The following is a 17642-nucleotide window of genomic DNA, read 5'->3' on the forward strand; positions in this document are numbered from 1 at the left end:
GCAGATATATGGTCACGTCCATTATCAGACGGCTATTCCAGGCGCTGTTTGTTATTCTTGCCATGACAGTTATTGTCTTTATCGGGGTCAGCGTGATTGGCAATCCGGTTGACATCCTGATTAACCCGGACGCGAACCAGGCGGAAAGAGCACGGGTCATTGCACATTATGGCCTCGATCAGCCTTTGTGGAAGCAATACTTTATATTTCTGAGAGGGCTGGGGCAGGGCGATTTCGGAGACAGCTTCGTTTATGGCAGGCCTGCGCTGGGTCTTATTCTAGAGCGTTTGCCGGCCACGCTCGAACTCGCCATCACCGCGCTGGTTATTGCAATCGTCGTTGGATTACCACTCGGTCTCTACGCGGGCCTTTATCCCCACCGCGTTTCGTCGCGCATTATAATGACCGGCTCGATTTTGGGATTTTCTCTTCCGACTTTTTGGGTTGGACTGATGCTGATCATGGTGTTTTCGGTCGAGCTGGGATGGTTGCCCACGAACGGCCGCGGACCTACGCTCGAATTTCTGGGGGGACAATGGTCATTCTTGACAGGTGATGGACTGAGGCACCTTCTATTGCCCGCATTCAACCTGGCTCTTTTCAAGACATCCCTCATCCTTCGTCTCACGCGTGCCGGCGTGCAGGAGGTGCTGCCTCAGGATTATGTAAAGTTCGCACGCGCAAAAGGTTTGCGGGAAAGCAGGGTAATTGCGGTTCACGTCCTCAAGAACCTAATGATTCCGGTCGTAACGATTATTGGTCTGGAATTTGGATCGCTGATTGCTTTTTCGGTGGTCACCGAAAGCATCTTTGCATGGCCCGGCATGGGTAAGCTGATCATCGACTCGATCAATCTTCTCGATCGTCCTGTCATCGTCGCTTACCTGATGATGATGGTGGTGCTCTTTGTCGGGCTCAACTTTATTATCGACATTTGTTACACCCTGCTGGATCCGCGCGTCCGGCTAGACTCAAAGGCATAAGCCAATGACCTTTTCGAACGCAGACAATGAAACCACCGTTGAACCAGAGCCGGGTCGCCCTTTAAAGCTATTCAAGGATTTTGTCAGTTCTCCAGGAGCAGCCATCGGACTTGTCGTTTTGATCGTCATTTGCGCTCTAGCAATCCTTGCACCGTGGATTTCACCACAAAATCCCTATGACCTGATGCAGCTCGATATTATGGACGGACGTCTTTCCCCTGGCTCCGAGTCCATGACGGGTCTCGTCTACCATCTGGGAACCGATAGCCAAGGACGCGATATTCTTTCGGGTATACTTTATGGTTTGCGTACTTCGCTGACAGTGGGCGTGGTGTCGGCAATAGCAGCTGCATTAATCGGCACATGTGCTGGCCTCTTTGCTGCGTATATGGGAGGACGAAGCGAAAATGCCATGATGCGGCTTGTCGACCTCCAGCTGTCGTTTCCCACCATCCTCATGGCGTTGATGATGCTGGCTGTGCTCGGCAAGGGCGTTACGAATGTGGTTATCGCTCTGATCATCGCCGAATGGGCAACATATGCCCGCACTGTTCGCGGCGCCGCACTGGTGGAGCGGGAAAAAGAGTACATTGAGGCTGCAAGAATGCTTCGCTTGCCGGGCTGGCGCATTCTGTTGCGGCACCTTTTGCCAAATTGCCTGGCTCCGGTGATTGTCATTGCGACGATGCAAGTCGCACGTGCAATTGGGCTGGAGGCGACCTTGTCGTTCCTTGGTCTTGGGGCGTCGGTCACCGAGCCGTCGCTGGGGATGCTGATATCGACCGGCTACCAGTATCTCCTCACGGGACTTTACTGGATCAGTTTCTTTCCAGGCGTTGCCCTCCTGATCACGATCGTAGCGATCAATCTCGTTGGCGACAGGGTTCGCGATGTACTCAATCCGAGGAACGCATCATGACACCTTTGTTGAGCGTAAATAATCTTGTCACGGAATTTGGCGGCGGAAAGGGTGCCTGCGGTTTGAGAGCCGTCAATGATGTTTCCTTTGATGTTGAGCGAGGGCGAGTTCTGGGGCTTGTCGGGGAGTCGGGTTCAGGAAAATCGGTGACCGGTTTTTCGATCATGCGTTTACTGGAAAGGCCAGGTCGTATTGCAAGCGGGCAAATCTTCTTCGACGGTGTCGATCTTGCCGGACTTTCCGACGAAGAGATGCGGCAAGTTCGCGGCAGACGGATCGCTATGGTGTTCCAGGATCCAATGATGACACTCAATCCAGTATTGACGATCGAGACACAGATGATGGAGGCGGTGCGGGCGCATGATAAGGTTTCCAAAACCATTGCGCGTCAACGTGCCCGAGATGCACTGGGGCTGGTCGGAATCCCCCATCCAGAAGAGCGGCTCTCTTCTTACCCTCATCAATTTTCCGGCGGAATGCGCCAGCGGGTGGTGATCGCAATCGCACTGTTGCACAAGCCTGAACTCATCATCGCGGATGAGCCGACAACCGCACTTGATGTCACGATCCAGAGCCAGATCATTTCCGAATTTCAGAAGCTGACGGAAGAATCAAAGACATCCGTCATTTGGATTACGCATGACCTGGCCATCGTTTCGCGTTTGGCCGACGATCTCGCAGTGATGTATGCAGGCCGCCTCGTCGAAAAGGGCCCAGTGTCCAATGTTCTCACAGACCCGAAACATCCTTACACAGCCGGGCTGATTGCGTCAGTTCCCTCAAGAAACCGGCGCGGCGAGCGGCTGTACCAGATTCCTGGAATGACACCCGCGATCACGATGCTTCCCAAAGGGTGCAGCTTCCGGACACGGTGCGAGCGGGCGAGTGAGGCCTGTTTGGTCGTACCTCCGATCGTTGCCTGGCAGGAACGATCGGTTCGCTGTTTTCACCCAGCAATGAAAGTCATGACCCAATGACGGCAACAACTACCCCATTGATCGAAGCAAGGAATGTTTCACAGCAGTTTGGCGAAAAACCGGATCTTGCTGCCAAGATTGCCTTGAAACTCAAACTTGCACGGCCCGCGCCGATCGTGCACGCATTGGATGGTGTCGATCTGGCGATCCAAAAAGGCGAAGTAGTTGGTCTCGTCGGGGAAAGCGGTTGCGGAAAATCGACGCTCGGACGCGTAATTGCTGGCATCACCTCGCCAAGTGAGGGCAGTATTTTTTGGGACGGTGAAGATCGTGCGGTCATGTCGGCCGAAAAGAGAAACCGTCTCGGCTTAACTACCCAAATGATTTTTCAAAACCCTATGGCGGCGCTCAACCCGCGTATGACGGTCGATGATCTGGTTTGGGAAGCGCCAAAGGCGCACGGATTTGCCAAGCGCTCTGAACGCCGCGACTACGTTGACAAATATCTCAAATTCGCAGGCTTTGATCCGGCCATGAAGACACGTTATCCACACCAGTTCTCAGGTGGACAACGGCAACGCGTCAACATTGCGCGCGCTCTGGCGGTTCAACCGAAGTTCCTTGTTTGCGACGAGAGCGTGGCTGCGCTTGACGTTTCCATCCAGGCGCAGGTCCTCAATCTGTTCATGGAACTGCGCGACAAGCTCGATCTCACCTATCTTTTCGTCAGCCATGATCTCGGCGTTGTTGAACACATTTCGGACCGGGTGGCCATAATGTATCTCGGCCGTATCGTAGAAGAAGCGTCCGTCGAAGAAATATTCCGACGTCCTAACCATCCCTACACGCAAGCTTTGTTGGCTGAAGTGCCCCGCATTGAGTCTGGGAAAAGACGGTTTCAGGTGGTGAAAGGAGAGCTCCCTAGCCCTCTTAACCCGCCAAAGGGCTGCCATTTTCATCCGCGGTGTCAATTCGCAATGGATCGATGCCGCATCGAAGTGCCCGCAAAACGAGAAGTCGCATCGGGCCATTTGTCCGCGTGCCACTTAAATGGCTAACGCCTGTGACAGATCGTGGGCAATTGCCTGCGGTTGTCGGCTTCCCCACAGTTTCTGGCATTAATCGCATTCCACAAAATGCCATCATCGGCATTTTGAAACAAAGAGTCCGCGGCAGGCTGCAATTGAACATCCAAGGGCCGACGGTGTTGAATGCCGACGATACCGTCCTTGGAATTTCATGAGCCTTCTCCGGTAAAGCCCAAACAATGTATTAATTTTTTTGTCCTGCGTGGTCCAGCTTCAAGGTTCACTGCATATAACCGGTCATTTGTCGGCATCAACGATGCTTGCCGTCACTGTCTGCCATCAGCTCTCGCATCCGCGTTATGATGTCATCGAGGACTGCGATGCGTTGCGCGCCAGCCGGGCGGATGGCGAAATAGGCGACTTCGATCTTTGGCGCGAAGGGGATGGCCACAATGTCGGTCCCGGCAGATCGAAGGCTGGTGCGGTCTACAAGGCCCACCCCCATTCCCGACGAGGCGAAGTAGCAGCAATTCAGCATTGATGTTTCCATTGTACTGGCCGGCTGATGATCTTCACCGGAAAAAGCGCGATCAAGCGCAATCCTGAGCGGTGAATTGCGCCCTGGCATCAAAACCCGCTCTTCCCGCAGATCGGCTGGCGTGATGACGGATTTCGATGCCAGCCTGTGTCCGGGTGCCATGGCGGCAACGGCCTGCGAACTGTGCAACTGAATGGCGTTCTTGTCAGTCATCCGCGGTGAGTTGAAGACAAATCCAAGGTCGTAACGATTCTTTTCGACCATATCCCAGATGTGACGGCTGTTTTCCACGTCGATCACCAACGGGAGATCCAGACGTTTGCCGATAACGTCAATGACTGCTTGATGAAGGTAAGGACGGACCAATGAGGTGACGCTTGCGATGCGCAGCACAATGTTCTTATGCCGGCGGATATCGTCCGCAGCTTGCGCGATCTGGTCAAGGCCGAGATAGAGCCGTTCAACCTCGCGGAAGAGTTGCGCCGCCTCGGATGTAGGTACAAGCCGCGCGCCGACGCGCTCAAAAAGCACGATTTGAACAATCGCCTCCAGGTCCCGGATCAGTCGGCTGACGGCGGGCTGGGTGACATTCATGCTCTCGGCAGCAGCCGTAATACCGCCGGTTATCATAACGCTTCGAAAAGCTTCAACCTGCCGTGGTTTCAGTCGCATCGTCGTGTTCATCCATAACATTCAGGCATGAACTGAACATTAAATGCAATTTTTCTTTTCCTGGCAAACGCTTTAATTGCAATCCTGATCCGCAGGGAGTGTGCGGATTTCGGAAACCGGAGGAGTTCCATCATGAAATCTTTTACGATCGCAGCCGCCCTGGCAGCGTCAGTTTTTGCTGCACCCTTTGCGGCTCATGCGAAGGACCTCACCATCGGCCTCGCCGCCTCGGCGACCAGCATGGACCCGCAATTTTATGTTGTCGGCCCCAACAGTGCCATGGCCCGCAACATGTTTGATGGTCTCGTCAATCAGGACTCCAAGCAACAGATCCAGCCTGCGCTGGCCGTTTCGTGGAAGACGGTGGACGATACGACCTGGGAATTCAAGCTACGCCCGAACGTCAAGTTCCATGATGGAAGCGACTTCACCGCCGAGGACGTTGTGGCCAGCATCAAGCGCGTTCCTTTGGCTTCGAAGAATAGCCCAAGTTCCTTTGCTCCTTACGTGAAGGCTATTATGGACATAACCGCTGGCGATCCTGTGACCGTTCGCATCAAGACTGATACGCCCACTCCGTTGTTGCTGAACAATCTTAGCCGCATCGCCATCCTGCCTGCGGAAATGGAAAAAACCACAACCGGAGAAATGAACTCGGGCAAGGGCGTTATCGGCACCGGTCCATTCAAGTTCGTCTCCTGGACACCGGACGATAACGTCGTCGTTTCTCGCAACGATGCCTATTGGGGCGAAAAGGCTGCCTGGGATAAAGTGACATTCCGGGTGTTCAAAAACAGCAGTGCCCGCGTTGCCGCCATGTTGTCGGGTGATGTCGACATGATTGAAAGCATTCCCCCAGCCGATACCCGCAAACTCCAGGCATCAGATAAACTGAAAGTCGTGAATGTGGCTGGCAACCGTATCATGTATCTCCACATGGACCAGGCTCGCGAGCAGTCACCATTTGCCAAGGGGCCGGATGGCAAGAACCCACTCTTGAAGCCAGAAGTGCGTCGTGCACTCTCGCTTTCGATCAACCGTGAGGCACTTGTAGATCGCATCATGGATGGCCAGGGCGTACCAGCCGGGCAGGTCGTTCCAGAGGGATATTTCGGCTACGACCCAAATATCAAGGTCGATGTTTATGATCCAGAAAAGGCAAAGCAACTTCTTGCCGGCGCCGGATATCCAGACGGCTTCTCGCTGACCTTCCATGCATCGAACGATCGCTACCCGAACGACTCCAAAATTGCGCAGGCCATTGGGCAGTTCTTCAGCCGCATCGGTATCAAGACTGAAGTCGCGACGCTTCCAGGCAGTGTCTACTTCGCCCGCGCCTCGGCTTTGGAATTCAGTTTCATCATGGGGGGTGCTGCCGTCGAAACCGGTGAGGCCTCCGGTGTACTGGGTCCAATTCTTGAAACTTACGGAGAAAATGCAGGGCAGGGCAACCGCGGGCGTTATTCCAGTCCCGAGTTCGACAGGACGCTGGGTGAGGCGCGGGGCACGCTGGACGATCTCAAGCGCGAGGCGCTTCTCAAGAAGGCAACCGAAATCGCCATGAACGATCTGGGCGTCATTCCGGTCTTTTATCTGGCCAACACCTGGGCGGTAAAAAGTGGCCTTTCCTATGAAGGCCGTTCCGATGCCTATACACTTCCCTACTACGTGAAGCCAGATTGACGCAAAGATAGGTTCTTCCTCATGTTGCTGAGCGGTGTCTTTCCCTACCTTGTTTCGCCCGTCGGCCAATCAGGCCGCGTTATGACTGGCGTACTGAGCGACCTCGTGGATCATCTTGTTGCTTCGGGCGTTCACGGTTTGACGCCGCTGGGCAGCACAGGGGAATTTGCCTATCTGACGGTGGAACAGCGCCGCAAGGTGGTGGATACGGTGATCTTGGCCAATCGCGGCCGGGTTCCGGTGGTTGCCGGTGTGGCATCAACATCAACGCGCGACGCGGTCGCACAGACCGAATACATGGTCGAGGCAGGTGCAGATGGCATTTTGGCAATACTGGAAGCCTATTTTCCCGTTGGCGATGATGGTGTCGAGGCCTACTTCACTGCCATTGCCAAGGCGGCAAAAGGCAGACCCGTGGTGCTCTATACAAATCCCCAGTTCCAGCGTTCAGATCTTAGTCTGCCGGTTATCGAACGTCTGAGTCATGTGGAGAACATTAGCTATATCAAGGACGCTTCGACAAACACCGGGCGCCTCCTGTCTATCATAGAACGAACCCGCGGCCGGATGGAGGTGTTTGCCGCCTCGGCACATATTCCATTTTGCGTAATGATGATTGGCGGAGTGGGCTGGATGGCTGGTCCTGCCTGTGTCGGGCCGCGCCAAAGCATTGCCTTGTATGAAGCCGCAAAACGAGGCGACTGGACAAGGGCCATGGAATTGCAGCGCCCGCTGTGGCGCGTCAATGAAATCTTCGCGAAATACTCGATCGCTGCATGCATCAAAACGGCGTTGGAGCTGCAGGGCTTTGCCGTAGGTGCGCCCATCGCACCACAAACACCACTGGGCGAAGCAGCACGTGCTGAAATCGGTGCGGTTCTCCATGACATCGGTGCGATTTGAACGTCGAATGAAACGGATCAGCAGATACAAAGGTTAGTCCACAATGAACCCAATCCCGATTATTGTTGATTGCGATCCAGGAATCGATGACGCCATAGCGCTTCTGGCGGCGTTTGTTTCACCTGAGCTTAACATATTGGGCGTTACGGCCGTTTGCGGCAACCAGCCGCTCGAACGTACCGTCCGAAATGCCCTGCAGATCTGCGAGCTGGGTGGCAGGACCGATATTCCGGTCTATGCAGGATGTTTCAGACCGATGCTGCGCGAGCCGATTCACGGCCAGTTCCACGGCAAAACCGGTCTGGGCAACACAATATTGGCCGAGCCAGCAAAAAAGGTGGAACCAATATCGGCCGTGGACTTCCTGATAAATGCCCTCACGGCAGCAGCCAAGTCGCAAAAGCCCATCACATTTTGTTGCCTCGGGCCGATGACGAACCTTGCGGTTGCTCTGCGGATGAAGCCACAGATCGCCGAAGGCATCGAGCGTGTCATAATGATGGGAGGGGCCTATCGAGAGCCCGGCAACCGAACGATGACGGCCGAATTCAACGTGCTGGCCGATCCGCACGCGGCCCATGTCGTATTTTCGAGCGGTATTCCGATTATTGCGCTTGCGCTCGATGCAACCCATCAAGTCATGCTCAAGCCGGAGCACGTCGTGGAGTTTTCCAGCGTCAGTGGCCGTATTTCCGGCACGCTTGCGGAACTGATGGCTTTCTGGGACCGCGATGACGTTCGCCGCTATGGATCGCGCGGAGGCCCGTTGCATGATCCTTTGGTCATTGCCTATCTGCTCAGGCCCGGCCTTTTTGAGACGCAGCGGGCCCGCGTATTTGTCGAGTACGAGAGCGAGCTGTGCATGGGCCAGACCGTCGCCGACTGGTATGGCAAAAGTGGACTGGAACCCAATACGGATATCGTCACGAAAGTCGACGCCGAAGGTGTCATTGCGCTCTTCCTCGATAGACTCTCGCGTTACGTCGAAGAGGCCGTTGCATGAGCCTTCGAAGGATTATCATCGATACGGATCCGGGTGTCGATGATGCCGCCGCTATCCTCATGGCGCTGGTGTCGCCAGAGATCGAGGTCCTCGGCCTTTCGATCGTTGCTGGAAACGTATCGCTGAATGATACAGTGGCCAATGCCTGCAAGATCGTTGGTATATCGGGCCGGATCGAGGTGCCTGTATATGCCGGTGCATCCGGCCCCTTGGTGAGAAACCAGGTCATGGGCAAATACGCCCGGATCGGTGCATTCAGTGACGACTTGATTGCTCCGGGCGATGTCATGCCGGTGGAGGAACACGCGGTCCAGTTCATTGTCAGATTAGCCCGCGAAGCAGCGGCAAAAGGAAACCCGATCACGGTTTGTACCATGGGACCGCTGACCAACCTGGCGCTTGCTCTGATACAGCACCCGGACGTTGCACGCGGCATTGGCCAAATTGTATCGATGGGCGGTGCGTTCACCGCTCTTGGTCATCGCACGCCCTGGGCCGAGTTCAACATCTATGCCGACCCGCACGCTGCCGAAATCGTTTACCGATCCGGCATACCGATCGTTGTCATGCCGCTGGACATGACCTGTCAGGCGCTTTTCACCACAGAGCATTTCGAGCGGTTCCAGGCCGGCGGCAAGGCAGGCGCTGCACTTTTCAGTCTTTTCTCAAGGTTCGATCGCAGCGACGTGACACGATATGGACGAGCCGGCGGGCCGATTCACGATGCGACGACGATTGCCTGGCTCATCAGGCCGGATCTTTTCGTGGGGCAAAAAGCCGTCGTCGGCACGCAGGTCACCGGCCTCACGATGGGTTATACCTATGCCGATTTTCACCAAAAACTGGACCGGGCGCCGAATGCCATCGTAATGACCGACATCGACGAGGCCGGTTTCATCAATCTGGTGATCGAGCGCATCGCGCAGTATGCGAGTGCTGCGGCCGATCCAAAATCACCCGGAGGCCCGAATTCATGAGCCGTTATATATTGAGCCGCTCGATCCAGACAGTTCTCACATTGTTGGTCATGTCGATCGTTGTCTTCATCGGGCTTTATCTTGTCGGCAATCCGGTTGACGTTCTTCTCAGTTCGACAGCAACGCCTGCCGAACGCCTGGAGATAATCCAGTCTTTCGGGTTCGACAGGCCAGTCTGGGAACAATACTGGCTTTTCCTGACCCGCGCCTTGTCAGGAGATCTCGGCAATTCCTTTGTCTTCAACCAGCCGGCGTTGACACTGATCCTCAACAGAATGCCGGCAACGCTGGAGCTTGCCTTCGTGGCACTGTCAATGGCGCTGGTGATCGGCATCCCGCTCGGTGTCTATGCGGGCCTGAAGCCAAAAGGCTGGATATCGAAGTCGATCATGACCTTTTCCATCCTCGGGTTCAGTCTTCCCACCTTCTGGATCGGTCTGGTCATGATCATGCTGTTCAGCGTGCATTTCGGCTGGCTGCCGGCCTCGGGTCGCGGAGATACCGTATCGATCCTGGGAGTTCCGACAAGTCTCTTCACACTGGACGGTCTCTCCCATCTCCTCCTGCCCGCTTTCAACCTCGCCCTATTCAAGATCTCGCTCGTCATCAGACTGACCCGCGCCGGCGTCCTTGAAACGATGCAACTCGACTTCGTCCGCTTCGCCCGTGCCAAAGGCTTGACAGAGCGACGGATCGTGACCGTCCACGTCCTGAGAAATACGCTGGTCCCTCTCATCACCGTAATCGGTCTCGAACTCGGCTCACTCATTGCTTTTGCTGTTGTGACGGAAACGATCTTTGCATGGCCCGGAATGGGCAAGCTCATTATCGATGCGATCGGCGTGCTCGATCGGCCCGTCATCCTGGCCTATCTAATGATTACCGTCGTCATGTTCAGCATTATCAACCTTCTCGTCGACATTCTCTATACAGTTGTCGATCCGCGTGTCCGTCTTGAAGGGAACTCGTGATGGTTAAGGAAACACAAGCCCCAATCTCGGTCCATGCAGGCGGATCCGTTACCGGTGTTCGACCATCGCTCTCTCCGTTTCGTCAGATGCTATCGGCGCTTTTGCACGACAAACTAGCCATGACAGGCATCACCCTGGTGCTGATCTTCGTCATTGCTTCAGTCCTTGCGCCTCTGATCGCGCCGCAAGATCCATACGATCTGTCACAACTTGATATCCTCGACGGACGGCTGGCGCCAGGATCGCAGAGCGTGAATGGCATGGTATACATTATCGGCACCGATGATCAGGGAAGGGATCTCCTGAGCGCAATCCTTTACGGTCTGCGCACAAGCATTCTCGTCGGCGTATCGAGCGCTGTGATCGCTCTTGTCATCGGTGCCTTTATCGGTCTGATGAGCGCCTATATCGGAGGGCGTCTGGATTCGTTCCTGATGCGTGTGGTTGATATCCAGCTCAGCTTTCCGGCTATCCTGATAGCGCTGATCTTTCTCGCCATTCTGGGACAAGGGGTCGACAAGATCATTCTGGCACTGATCGTGACCCAATGGGCCTATTATGCCCGCACTATTCGTGGGTCTGCTCTCGTGGAGCGCAAGCGTGCCTATGTGGATGCCGCTCGCTCGATGGCTCTTCCCGACCGGCGTATCCTTTTTCGCCATATCCTCCCAAACTGCCTGCCACCTTTGATCGTTGTTGCAACAATGCGGATCGCCTATGCCATTATGCTGGAGGCAACGCTCTCATTCCTCGGGATCGGCCTGCCTGTCACCGAGCCGTCGCTTGGCCTGCTGATCTCGAATGGCTTCGAATATCTCCTGTCCGGCGATTACTGGATTAGTTTCTTTCCAGGTCTCGTCCTGTTGTTGCTCATCGTTGCCATCAACCTCATCGGTGATTCCCTGCGCGACATTCTCAACCCTCGACGGGAAGGCTGACACATGACCGATCCAATACTTTCGATTTCCAAACTCAACACTGCCTTCCGTGTCAATGACAAGTGGCGTAATGTCGTGAGCGATGTCAGCTTTGACATCGCTCCGAAGGAAACAGTCGCTGTAGTCGGCGAATCCGGTTCGGGCAAGAGCGTGATGGCCATGTCGATCATGCGCTTGTTGTCACCGGACAGTGCGCGCGTGACCGGCCGCATTGATTTCGCCGGCACAAACCTTCACGACCTGCGCTCGCTGAAATGCAATCGATCCGCGGCAACCATATCGGTATGGTGTTCCAGGAACCCATGACCAGTCTCAATCCGGTTCTGAAAATTGGAAAACAGATCACGGAAGTGCTCGTCCAACATCGTGGCATGTCGGAGATGCAGGCTCAGGCCGAAGCCGTCCGACTCCTGGAGAAGGTTCGCATTCCGTCGGCAAGATCGCGTCTTGGCGAATATCCAATGAATTTCTCCGGTGGCATGCGCCAACGCGTCGTGATCGCTATCGCGCTCGCCTGTGGTCCCAAGCTTCTCATCGCGGACGAGCCGACGACTGCGCTTGACGTTACGATCCAGGCACAAATTCTCGAACTCATCAAAACGTTGCAGGAAGAAGAAGGCATGTCTGTCCTCTTCATCACCCACGACATGGGCGTTGTTGCCGAAATCTCCGACCGCACGGTGGTGATGTATCGCGGTGAGGCTGTCGAGACCGGGACCACGCACGAAATCTTCGCGGGAGCAAAACATCCCTATACCCGCGCCCTTCTTTCTGCCGTGCCCCAGCTCGGTTCGATGACCGGGCGCGATCGGCCCCTCCGCTTTCCTCATGTCGACATGACAACTGGCGAGATCCAGTCCGTGAAACCGACCAGGGACACGGTCCGACGCGATGTTGCGCCTGTCCTCAAGGTCAAGGACCTCGTGACCCGTTTTCCGATCAAAAAGGGCTTTCTGCAAAAAACAGTCGGACGCATCCACGCCGTTGAGGGCGTCACGCTGCAGTTACATCAAGGCGAAACGCTCTCGCTGGTCGGCGAATCCGGTTGCGGCAAGTCGACGACAGGCCGTTCCATCATTCGTTTGACCGATGCGGTTGCCGGGGAAGTCACGATCGACGGAAAGAATGTATTCGGCGCCGGCAGATCGGTGCTGGCAGGTATCCGCCGCGAAGCGCAGATGATCTTCCAGGATCCCTTCGAAAGCCTCAATCCACGCATCCGGATCGGTGCGGCGATTGCAGAGCCGATTGTCACTCATGGTCTGGCAGATCTGACCGGCGCCAGGAAGCGGGTCGGCGATCTGTTGGAGCGGGTTGGTCTTTCCGCTTCTATGGCGGATCGTTTCCCGCATGAATTTTCCGGCGGTCAGCGGCAGCGCGTGTGCATCGCACGGGCCTTGGCGCTGGAGCCAAAACTCATCATCGCAGATGAATCCGTTTCAGCCCTGGATGTTTCCGTCAAGGCACAAGTCATCAATCTGATGCTCGATCTCCAGGAGGATTATGGCATTGGTTACCTGTTTATCTCTCATGACATGGCGGTTGTCGAGCGGATCAGCCATCGGGTCGCGGTCATGTATCTTGGTGAGATCGTCGAAATCGGATCCCGTCAGGCGGTTTTCGAGAATCCCCAGCACGATTACACGAAGCGTCTGATGGCGGCAGTCCCGATTGCCGATCCCTTCCGTCGGCAGAAGCGCCGGATTTCCAATGACGAGATCAAGAGCCCGTACCGTGCCGCTGACTATGTTCCACCACAGCGCCGCTACCAGGAAGTAGGCGACGGGCATTTCTTTCAGATCGCATAGCGGTTCGCCAGTGCCAATAAGCTTTATGGATCTGCCAGATGTGACCGCTCCTGTGTTAGCTCCGGATTTTGCGCAATCTCGCTTGAAAGTCTCAATCGGCACTCCTACATCAAAATTGGTCGATGCGGTTCTCCTCCCAGTTTCCGTGTCGGCTGTTCCCCTCTGGAGGTTTTAACCTTCACAACTAGGCCGGGCTTTTCAAGTCCGGCTTTTTTCTGAGGTTGGCTTGTGCGCGTTCATTCCGTTGTCGTGGAGGGGGTAAAGCGTTGGCCGCCTGTTATCCTATGCCGGCCAATTGGAAGCATTATGGGCCGTCCGGAAGTCGGGTCGTTGATGATGCGACAATCAAGGCCGAAGGCATGCAGGACGTTCTTTTCTGTCAGGACTTCTTCGGGCGCTCCGGCGACATGGAGGCGGCCACCCGCTATTACTATAAGATGATCCGAATAGCGTGCGGCCAGATTAAGATCATGCAGCACCATAACTATCGTGGTCCGCCGGCTTTCGTTCAGATCGGTAAGAAGATCCAGAACTTCGATCTGATGGCTGATGTCGAGGAATGTTGTCGGCTCGTCCAGCAGCAATATCTCCGTTTGCTGCGCCAGTGCCATGGCGATCCAGACCCGCTGGCGTTGTCCGCCTGAAAGTTCATCCATGGGTCTTTCGGCAAGATCCATCGTTCCGGTGGCGGTCAACGCGGCGGCCACGGCCTCGTCATCCTTACGGGTCCAGCGTGCAAACATACCCTGATGGGGATGTCTCCCGCGGCTCACCAGATCGGCGACCGTAATACCTTCCGGTGCGATGGGAGATTGAGGAAGCAGGCCCAAGGTCCGTGCCAGTTCACGCGATGGGATTTGGTGTATTGACTTGCCATCAAGCAATACGTGACCTTGGCGGGGTGAAATGAGCCGGGACATCGTCCGTAAAAGCGTAGACTTGCCGCACGCATTTGCACCGACGATTGCAGTGATTTTGCCGGGCGGTACGGCAAGCTCCAGCCCACTCAGTATATCTGTGCTTCCATAGCCTGCAGAAAGCTGGCTGACGGCGAGAGAATGAACACTCATAACGAGCCTCCGCTTCGGTTGACGCGAATGATCAGGAAAATCAGGTAGGGAGCACCCAAAGCACCGGTAACCACTCCCACGGGATAGCGGGTTGGCAAAACAAACTGGCCAAAATAATCGCCTGCCAGCACGAGCAGCGCTCCGATCAGCGCTGAAGGGATCAGAAGCGACCCGTTGTTCCCCACGAGGCGCGAGGCAATTGGCCCGGATAAAAATGCGACAAATGCAATCGGCCCTGCAACCGCCGTTGCGCAGGCTATCATGCCAACCGCTGCGACAATGATTATGACGCGCAATTTCGCGACACGCACGCCCAGAGCGGCGGCCATGTCATCTCCGAGCCTTAGCGCCTCCAGATCGCGGGCGCGGCTCAGCAAGAGCCCCCCGAAGACGCTCAATGCCATTATAAGGGGCAGAGTCTGACCCAATTGAGCACCATTTACGCTGCCTGTCAGCCAGCGCATCGCTTCCTGAAGTGTCCAGGCAGGAGCGTTGGAGAGAATATAGGCGATGAAGCTTTCCAGCATGGCTGAAACGCCAATGCCCACAAGGATAAGCCGTGTCCCGGCAACGCCGTTCCTGAAGGAAAGGACGTAAACAATCAGTGCTATCCCCAAACCGGCAATGACCGCGAATACCGAAACTATTGGCCCGCTCAACGACAGGACGACAATTGCAAACACCGCCGCCGCACTGGCACCAGAGCTGATGCCAATTATGTCGGGGCTGGCGAGGGGATTACGCAACATGAGCTGGAAAGCAACGCCGCCAAGCCCGAAGCTCAGCCCGGCGAGAACGGCAAGCACTGCTCTCGGCAGACGCAGTTGCCGGACGGTAAAAGTTGCGCCGGCGATGTCTTCGCCCAAAAGCACGCGGATGACGTCTTTGGGAGGTGTGAACGACTGACCCAACAGTAAGGTCAGGACGATAGTGGCTGCGAGAAGTGTCAAAAGAACCGCTATGACGACACGACGCTTGCGCGCGCGTCCGCGGCGGCCACCAATAATGAAATCAATCGTGGATGAAGGAACAGTCACAGTTCGCGTACCCGCTGATGTCTTACAAGCCAGATGAAGAAAGGCGCGCCAATCAGGGCAGTGACAATTCCAACATCCAGTTCGGCGGGTCTGGCAATAATGCGTCCGGCAATATCGGCAACAAGCAGCAGGCAAGCGCCGGTCAATGTGGAGAAGGGGAGCAGCCAGCGATGATCAACGCCGACCAGCAAACGGCATAAATGGGGCACGACCAATCCCAGGAAACCGATCGGCCCGCAAATCGCAGTGATCGCTCCGCAAAGAAGGATCGCGCCAAGGGCTGCAATTGCACGGGCCGTAGCGACATGTTCGCCGACACCGGCTGCCAATTCGTCACCCAAAGCAAGTGCGTTCAATTTTCGAGCAGATAACAGGCTTATAACAAAACCCACGGCAAGGAATGGCAGTACGTGGCAAATTCGATCGAATGTTACACCGCCAACGCCGCCGATCTGCCACGCTCTTATACCCCCAGCAATATCACCGCGCGGAAGCACGACGGCGATAACCATTGAGGAAAACGCGACCGATGTCGCTGCCCCTGCAAGCGCCAGTTTGAGCGGAGTGGCTCCTCCGCGCCCTAACGATCCTATGGTATAAACAAAGACGGCAGCGGTTCCAGCCCCGAAAATCGCCGTCCAGATGTAAGAATTGGCCGACGAGATTCCAAACCACGCGACGCCGACAACGACGGCGAGTGATGCGCCCATGTTGACGCCCAGAATCCCGGGATCGGCGAGGGGGTTGCGTGTTACACCCTGCATGATCGCACCGGCCAGCCCAAGGGCGGCTCCCGCAAGCAAGGCAGCAAGTGTGCGGGGAATGCGCAGGGCGATTGCGGCCTGACCAATGTTGTCTGTCCGACCGCGGAGGGCCGCAATAATGTCACCCCAATTCACATCGCGTGTGCCAATGGCTGCAGAGGCAGTGCAAAGACCAACGAGAATGAGGATCAATACAGCCAGCCAAAAGCTGCGAAGATGGTTAGATCGTCCGGAGAAAGCATGACGATCCGATGTCTGCATGCCTCGGGCGTTCATTGGGATTTCTTGGCTGCCTCATTAAGCAACGCGACATAGTCTTTCAACACCCATGAGATCGAAAGAGGTGTCGGATTTGCCGCTGTGCCAAGCGGATTCCTGCCTAGCATGACTGTTGCGTTATGAGCCACTGCCGGCATTCTGGACATAAGGGGATCTGACGCAAGCGCGTCGATCAGTTGCCGGTCGCCATAGGTAACGACAATATCGGCGTCGTCAAACGCATCAATGCGCTCAGCGCTGATGGAGCCCGCGAACCGTCCCGGCAGTGAGGCTTCCACCACGCTTTTAGGTGCATTCAATCCAAGATCGGCAAAGAATTTCACCCTCGTATCGTTCGTTGTATAGAAGTTGACGGTACTCAGATTTGTTACATCGAGATGGGTGACGAACATTGCTGATTTGCCTTTAAGTTCGGGATGTCCAGCGACCGTCTCGGCAATTTCGCTCTCGATCTTCGTAATCAAAGCTTCACCCTCATCGGCCATTCCAAGCCCGGCACTATTTAGACGGATCATTTCCCGCCAGTCGGTAGACCAGACAGCCTCAGGATAGGCAACAACCGGAGCGATCTGGCTAAGTGTATCGTAGTCGGATTGGCTCAGGCCGGAATAGGCCGCAAGGATGACATCGGGATTGGTAGCGGCGACTGCCTCAAAATCAATCCCGTCGCCCTCATCAAAAAGTACGGGTGCCTCAGCTCCCAGCTTGGCCAGCGCTTCTTCCACCCACGGCAGGAGGCCATTGCCATTGTCATCTCCGAAATTGGCGACGGCAAATCCAACCGGCACAATCCCGAGCGCCAGCGGAACTTCATGATTGCCCCATGCCACTGTTGCCACCCGCACCGGTTTTTTGGTGATCGTCGTCGTGCCCAAAGCGTGCTTGATAAAGATGGGATAGGTGGTTTCTGCCCAGACATTGCCCGACATCATGATCGACAGGCATGTGACTGCCCATATCAGGGAAGATCGGAACCATGGCATCGGGTAACTCTCCACGTATTTAAGTTGACTTCCAGTTTCAGGTTAATCAAGAGACGTCAACTCTGTTGCGAAGGCTCGGTTGAAGATCAGCAAAGTTTCCGTGGGTTTGTACAAAAACGGTGGAATCTACAATACATGACAAATATACTCAAGTTAGTAGGCGCTGCAC

The 17642-nt window shown here is 55.4% G+C and carries 15 protein-coding genes and 1 pseudogene; 11 read left to right on the forward strand and 5 right to left on the reverse strand.

Features of this window, described 5'->3' with window-relative positions:
* Positions 1-8 precede the first annotated feature (8 nt).
* From ACYJL1_RS22195 to ACYJL1_RS22210, 4 genes are read left to right on the forward strand one after another with little or no spacing between them, the layout of a single operon-like run.
* Entirely contained in the window at positions 9-983 is a 975-nt protein-coding gene (locus ACYJL1_RS22195; RefSeq protein WP_460899310.1) for an ABC transporter permease, read from the forward strand.
* A gap of 4 nt (positions 984-987) precedes the next feature.
* Positions 988-1902, forward strand: coding sequence for an ABC transporter permease (locus ACYJL1_RS22200; RefSeq protein ID WP_460899311.1), 915 nt, complete (start codon positions 988-990; stop codon positions 1900-1902).
* On the forward strand, positions 1899-2879 hold the full coding sequence (locus tag ACYJL1_RS22205; RefSeq protein ID WP_460899312.1) for an ABC transporter ATP-binding protein: 981 nt from the start codon (positions 1899-1901) through the stop codon (positions 2877-2879). Before ACYJL1_RS22200 ends, ACYJL1_RS22205 begins: the two co-directional genes overlap by 4 nt.
* Entirely contained in the window at positions 2876-3877 is a 1002-nt protein-coding gene (locus ACYJL1_RS22210; RefSeq protein ID WP_460899313.1) for an ABC transporter ATP-binding protein, read from the forward strand. The genes ACYJL1_RS22205 and ACYJL1_RS22210 overlap by 4 nt, the downstream gene beginning before the upstream one ends.
* A 280-nt stretch (positions 3878-4157) precedes the next feature.
* Here ACYJL1_RS22210 and ACYJL1_RS22215 read toward each other — a convergent pair whose 3' ends face one another.
* On the reverse strand, positions 4158-5057 hold the full coding sequence (locus ACYJL1_RS22215; protein WP_460899314.1) for a LysR substrate-binding domain-containing protein: 900 nt from the start codon (positions 5055-5057) through the stop codon (positions 4158-4160).
* Between the two features lie 132 nt (positions 5058-5189).
* Between ACYJL1_RS22215 and ACYJL1_RS22220 the strand changes: the two genes are divergently transcribed.
* From ACYJL1_RS22220 to ACYJL1_RS22250, 7 genes and pseudogenes are all read left to right on the forward strand, one after another.
* Positions 5190-6740, forward strand: coding sequence for an ABC transporter substrate-binding protein (locus tag ACYJL1_RS22220; protein ID WP_460899315.1), 1551 nt, complete (start codon positions 5190-5192; stop codon positions 6738-6740).
* Positions 6741-6761: 21 nt separating this feature from the next.
* Entirely contained in the window at positions 6762-7643 is an 882-nt protein-coding gene (locus ACYJL1_RS22225) for a dihydrodipicolinate synthase family protein (protein WP_460899316.1), read from the forward strand.
* A 43-nt stretch (positions 7644-7686) separates the two neighbouring features.
* Entirely contained in the window at positions 7687-8646 is a 960-nt protein-coding gene (locus ACYJL1_RS22230; RefSeq protein ID WP_460899317.1) for a nucleoside hydrolase, read from the forward strand.
* Positions 8643-9623 carry a nucleoside hydrolase gene (locus tag ACYJL1_RS22235; RefSeq protein ID WP_460899318.1) on the forward strand — a complete coding sequence of 327 codons (981 nt, stop codon included), beginning with the start codon at positions 8643-8645 and terminating at the stop codon, positions 9621-9623. Before ACYJL1_RS22230 ends, ACYJL1_RS22235 begins: the two co-directional genes overlap by 4 nt.
* Positions 9620-10594, forward strand: coding sequence for an ABC transporter permease (locus tag ACYJL1_RS22240; protein ID WP_460899319.1), 975 nt, complete (start codon positions 9620-9622; stop codon positions 10592-10594). Before ACYJL1_RS22235 ends, ACYJL1_RS22240 begins: the two co-directional genes overlap by 4 nt.
* Positions 10594-11532, forward strand: coding sequence for an ABC transporter permease (locus ACYJL1_RS22245; protein WP_460899320.1), 939 nt, complete (start codon positions 10594-10596; stop codon positions 11530-11532). The genes ACYJL1_RS22240 and ACYJL1_RS22245 overlap by 1 nt, the downstream gene beginning before the upstream one ends.
* A 3-nt stretch (positions 11533-11535) precedes the next feature.
* Positions 11536-13340, forward strand: a pseudogene (locus ACYJL1_RS22250) (ABC transporter ATP-binding protein).
* 236 nt (positions 13341-13576) lie between these two features.
* Here ACYJL1_RS22250 and ACYJL1_RS22255 read toward each other — a convergent pair.
* Genes ACYJL1_RS22255 through ACYJL1_RS22270 form a run of 4 tightly spaced genes read right to left on the reverse strand, consistent with a single transcriptional unit; the run spans position 13577 to position 17422 of the window.
* A complete protein-coding gene (locus ACYJL1_RS22255) occupies positions 13577-14410 on the reverse strand; it encodes an ABC transporter ATP-binding protein (RefSeq protein WP_460899321.1) in 834 nt (277 codons plus the stop codon).
* On the reverse strand, positions 14407-15447 hold the full coding sequence (locus ACYJL1_RS22260) for a FecCD family ABC transporter permease (protein ID WP_460899322.1): 1041 nt from the start codon (positions 15445-15447) through the stop codon (positions 14407-14409). Before ACYJL1_RS22260 ends, ACYJL1_RS22255 begins: the two co-directional genes overlap by 4 nt.
* Positions 15444-16487: a FecCD family ABC transporter permease gene (locus tag ACYJL1_RS22265; RefSeq protein WP_460899323.1), complete on the reverse strand. Its 1044-nt coding sequence runs from the start codon at positions 16485-16487 to the stop codon at positions 15444-15446. Before ACYJL1_RS22265 ends, ACYJL1_RS22260 begins: the two co-directional genes overlap by 4 nt.
* Entirely contained in the window at positions 16484-17422 is a 939-nt protein-coding gene (locus ACYJL1_RS22270) for an iron-siderophore ABC transporter substrate-binding protein (protein ID WP_460899968.1), read from the reverse strand. The genes ACYJL1_RS22265 and ACYJL1_RS22270 overlap by 4 nt, the downstream gene beginning before the upstream one ends.
* Between the last annotated feature and the right edge of the window lie 220 nt (positions 17423-17642).

This window comes from Phyllobacterium sp. K27, from assembly GCF_054796155.1.

What these genes read in the sequence shown, in the direction of transcription:
- ACYJL1_RS22195 (WP_460899310.1), top strand. Translation starts at nt 9, where the DNA reads ATGGTCACGTCCATTATCAGACGGCTATTCCAGGCGCTGTTTGTTATT.
- ACYJL1_RS22200 (WP_460899311.1), top strand. Translation starts at nt 988, where the DNA reads ATGACCTTTTCGAACGCAGACAATGAAACCACCGTTGAACCAGAGCCG.
- ACYJL1_RS22205 (WP_460899312.1), top strand. Translation starts at nt 1,899, where the DNA reads ATGACACCTTTGTTGAGCGTAAATAATCTTGTCACGGAATTTGGCGGC.
- ACYJL1_RS22210 (WP_460899313.1), top strand. Translation starts at nt 2,876, where the DNA reads ATGACGGCAACAACTACCCCATTGATCGAAGCAAGGAATGTTTCACAG.
- ACYJL1_RS22215 (WP_460899314.1), bottom strand. Translation starts at nt 5,057, where the DNA reads ATGCGACTGAAACCACGGCAGGTTGAAGCTTTTCGAAGCGTTATGATA.
- ACYJL1_RS22220 (WP_460899315.1), top strand. Translation starts at nt 5,190, where the DNA reads ATGAAATCTTTTACGATCGCAGCCGCCCTGGCAGCGTCAGTTTTTGCT.
- ACYJL1_RS22225 (WP_460899316.1), top strand. Translation starts at nt 6,762, where the DNA reads ATGTTGCTGAGCGGTGTCTTTCCCTACCTTGTTTCGCCCGTCGGCCAA.
- ACYJL1_RS22230 (WP_460899317.1), top strand. Translation starts at nt 7,687, where the DNA reads ATGAACCCAATCCCGATTATTGTTGATTGCGATCCAGGAATCGATGAC.
- ACYJL1_RS22235 (WP_460899318.1), top strand. Translation starts at nt 8,643, where the DNA reads ATGAGCCTTCGAAGGATTATCATCGATACGGATCCGGGTGTCGATGAT.
- ACYJL1_RS22240 (WP_460899319.1), top strand. Translation starts at nt 9,620, where the DNA reads ATGAGCCGTTATATATTGAGCCGCTCGATCCAGACAGTTCTCACATTG.
- ACYJL1_RS22245 (WP_460899320.1), top strand. Translation starts at nt 10,594, where the DNA reads ATGGTTAAGGAAACACAAGCCCCAATCTCGGTCCATGCAGGCGGATCC.
- ACYJL1_RS22255 (WP_460899321.1), bottom strand. Translation starts at nt 14,410, where the DNA reads ATGAGTGTTCATTCTCTCGCCGTCAGCCAGCTTTCTGCAGGCTATGGA.
- ACYJL1_RS22265 (WP_460899323.1), bottom strand. Translation starts at nt 16,487, where the DNA reads ATGAACGCCCGAGGCATGCAGACATCGGATCGTCATGCTTTCTCCGGA.
- ACYJL1_RS22270 (WP_460899968.1), bottom strand. Translation starts at nt 17,422, where the DNA reads ATGATGTCGGGCAATGTCTGGGCAGAAACCACCTATCCCATCTTTATC.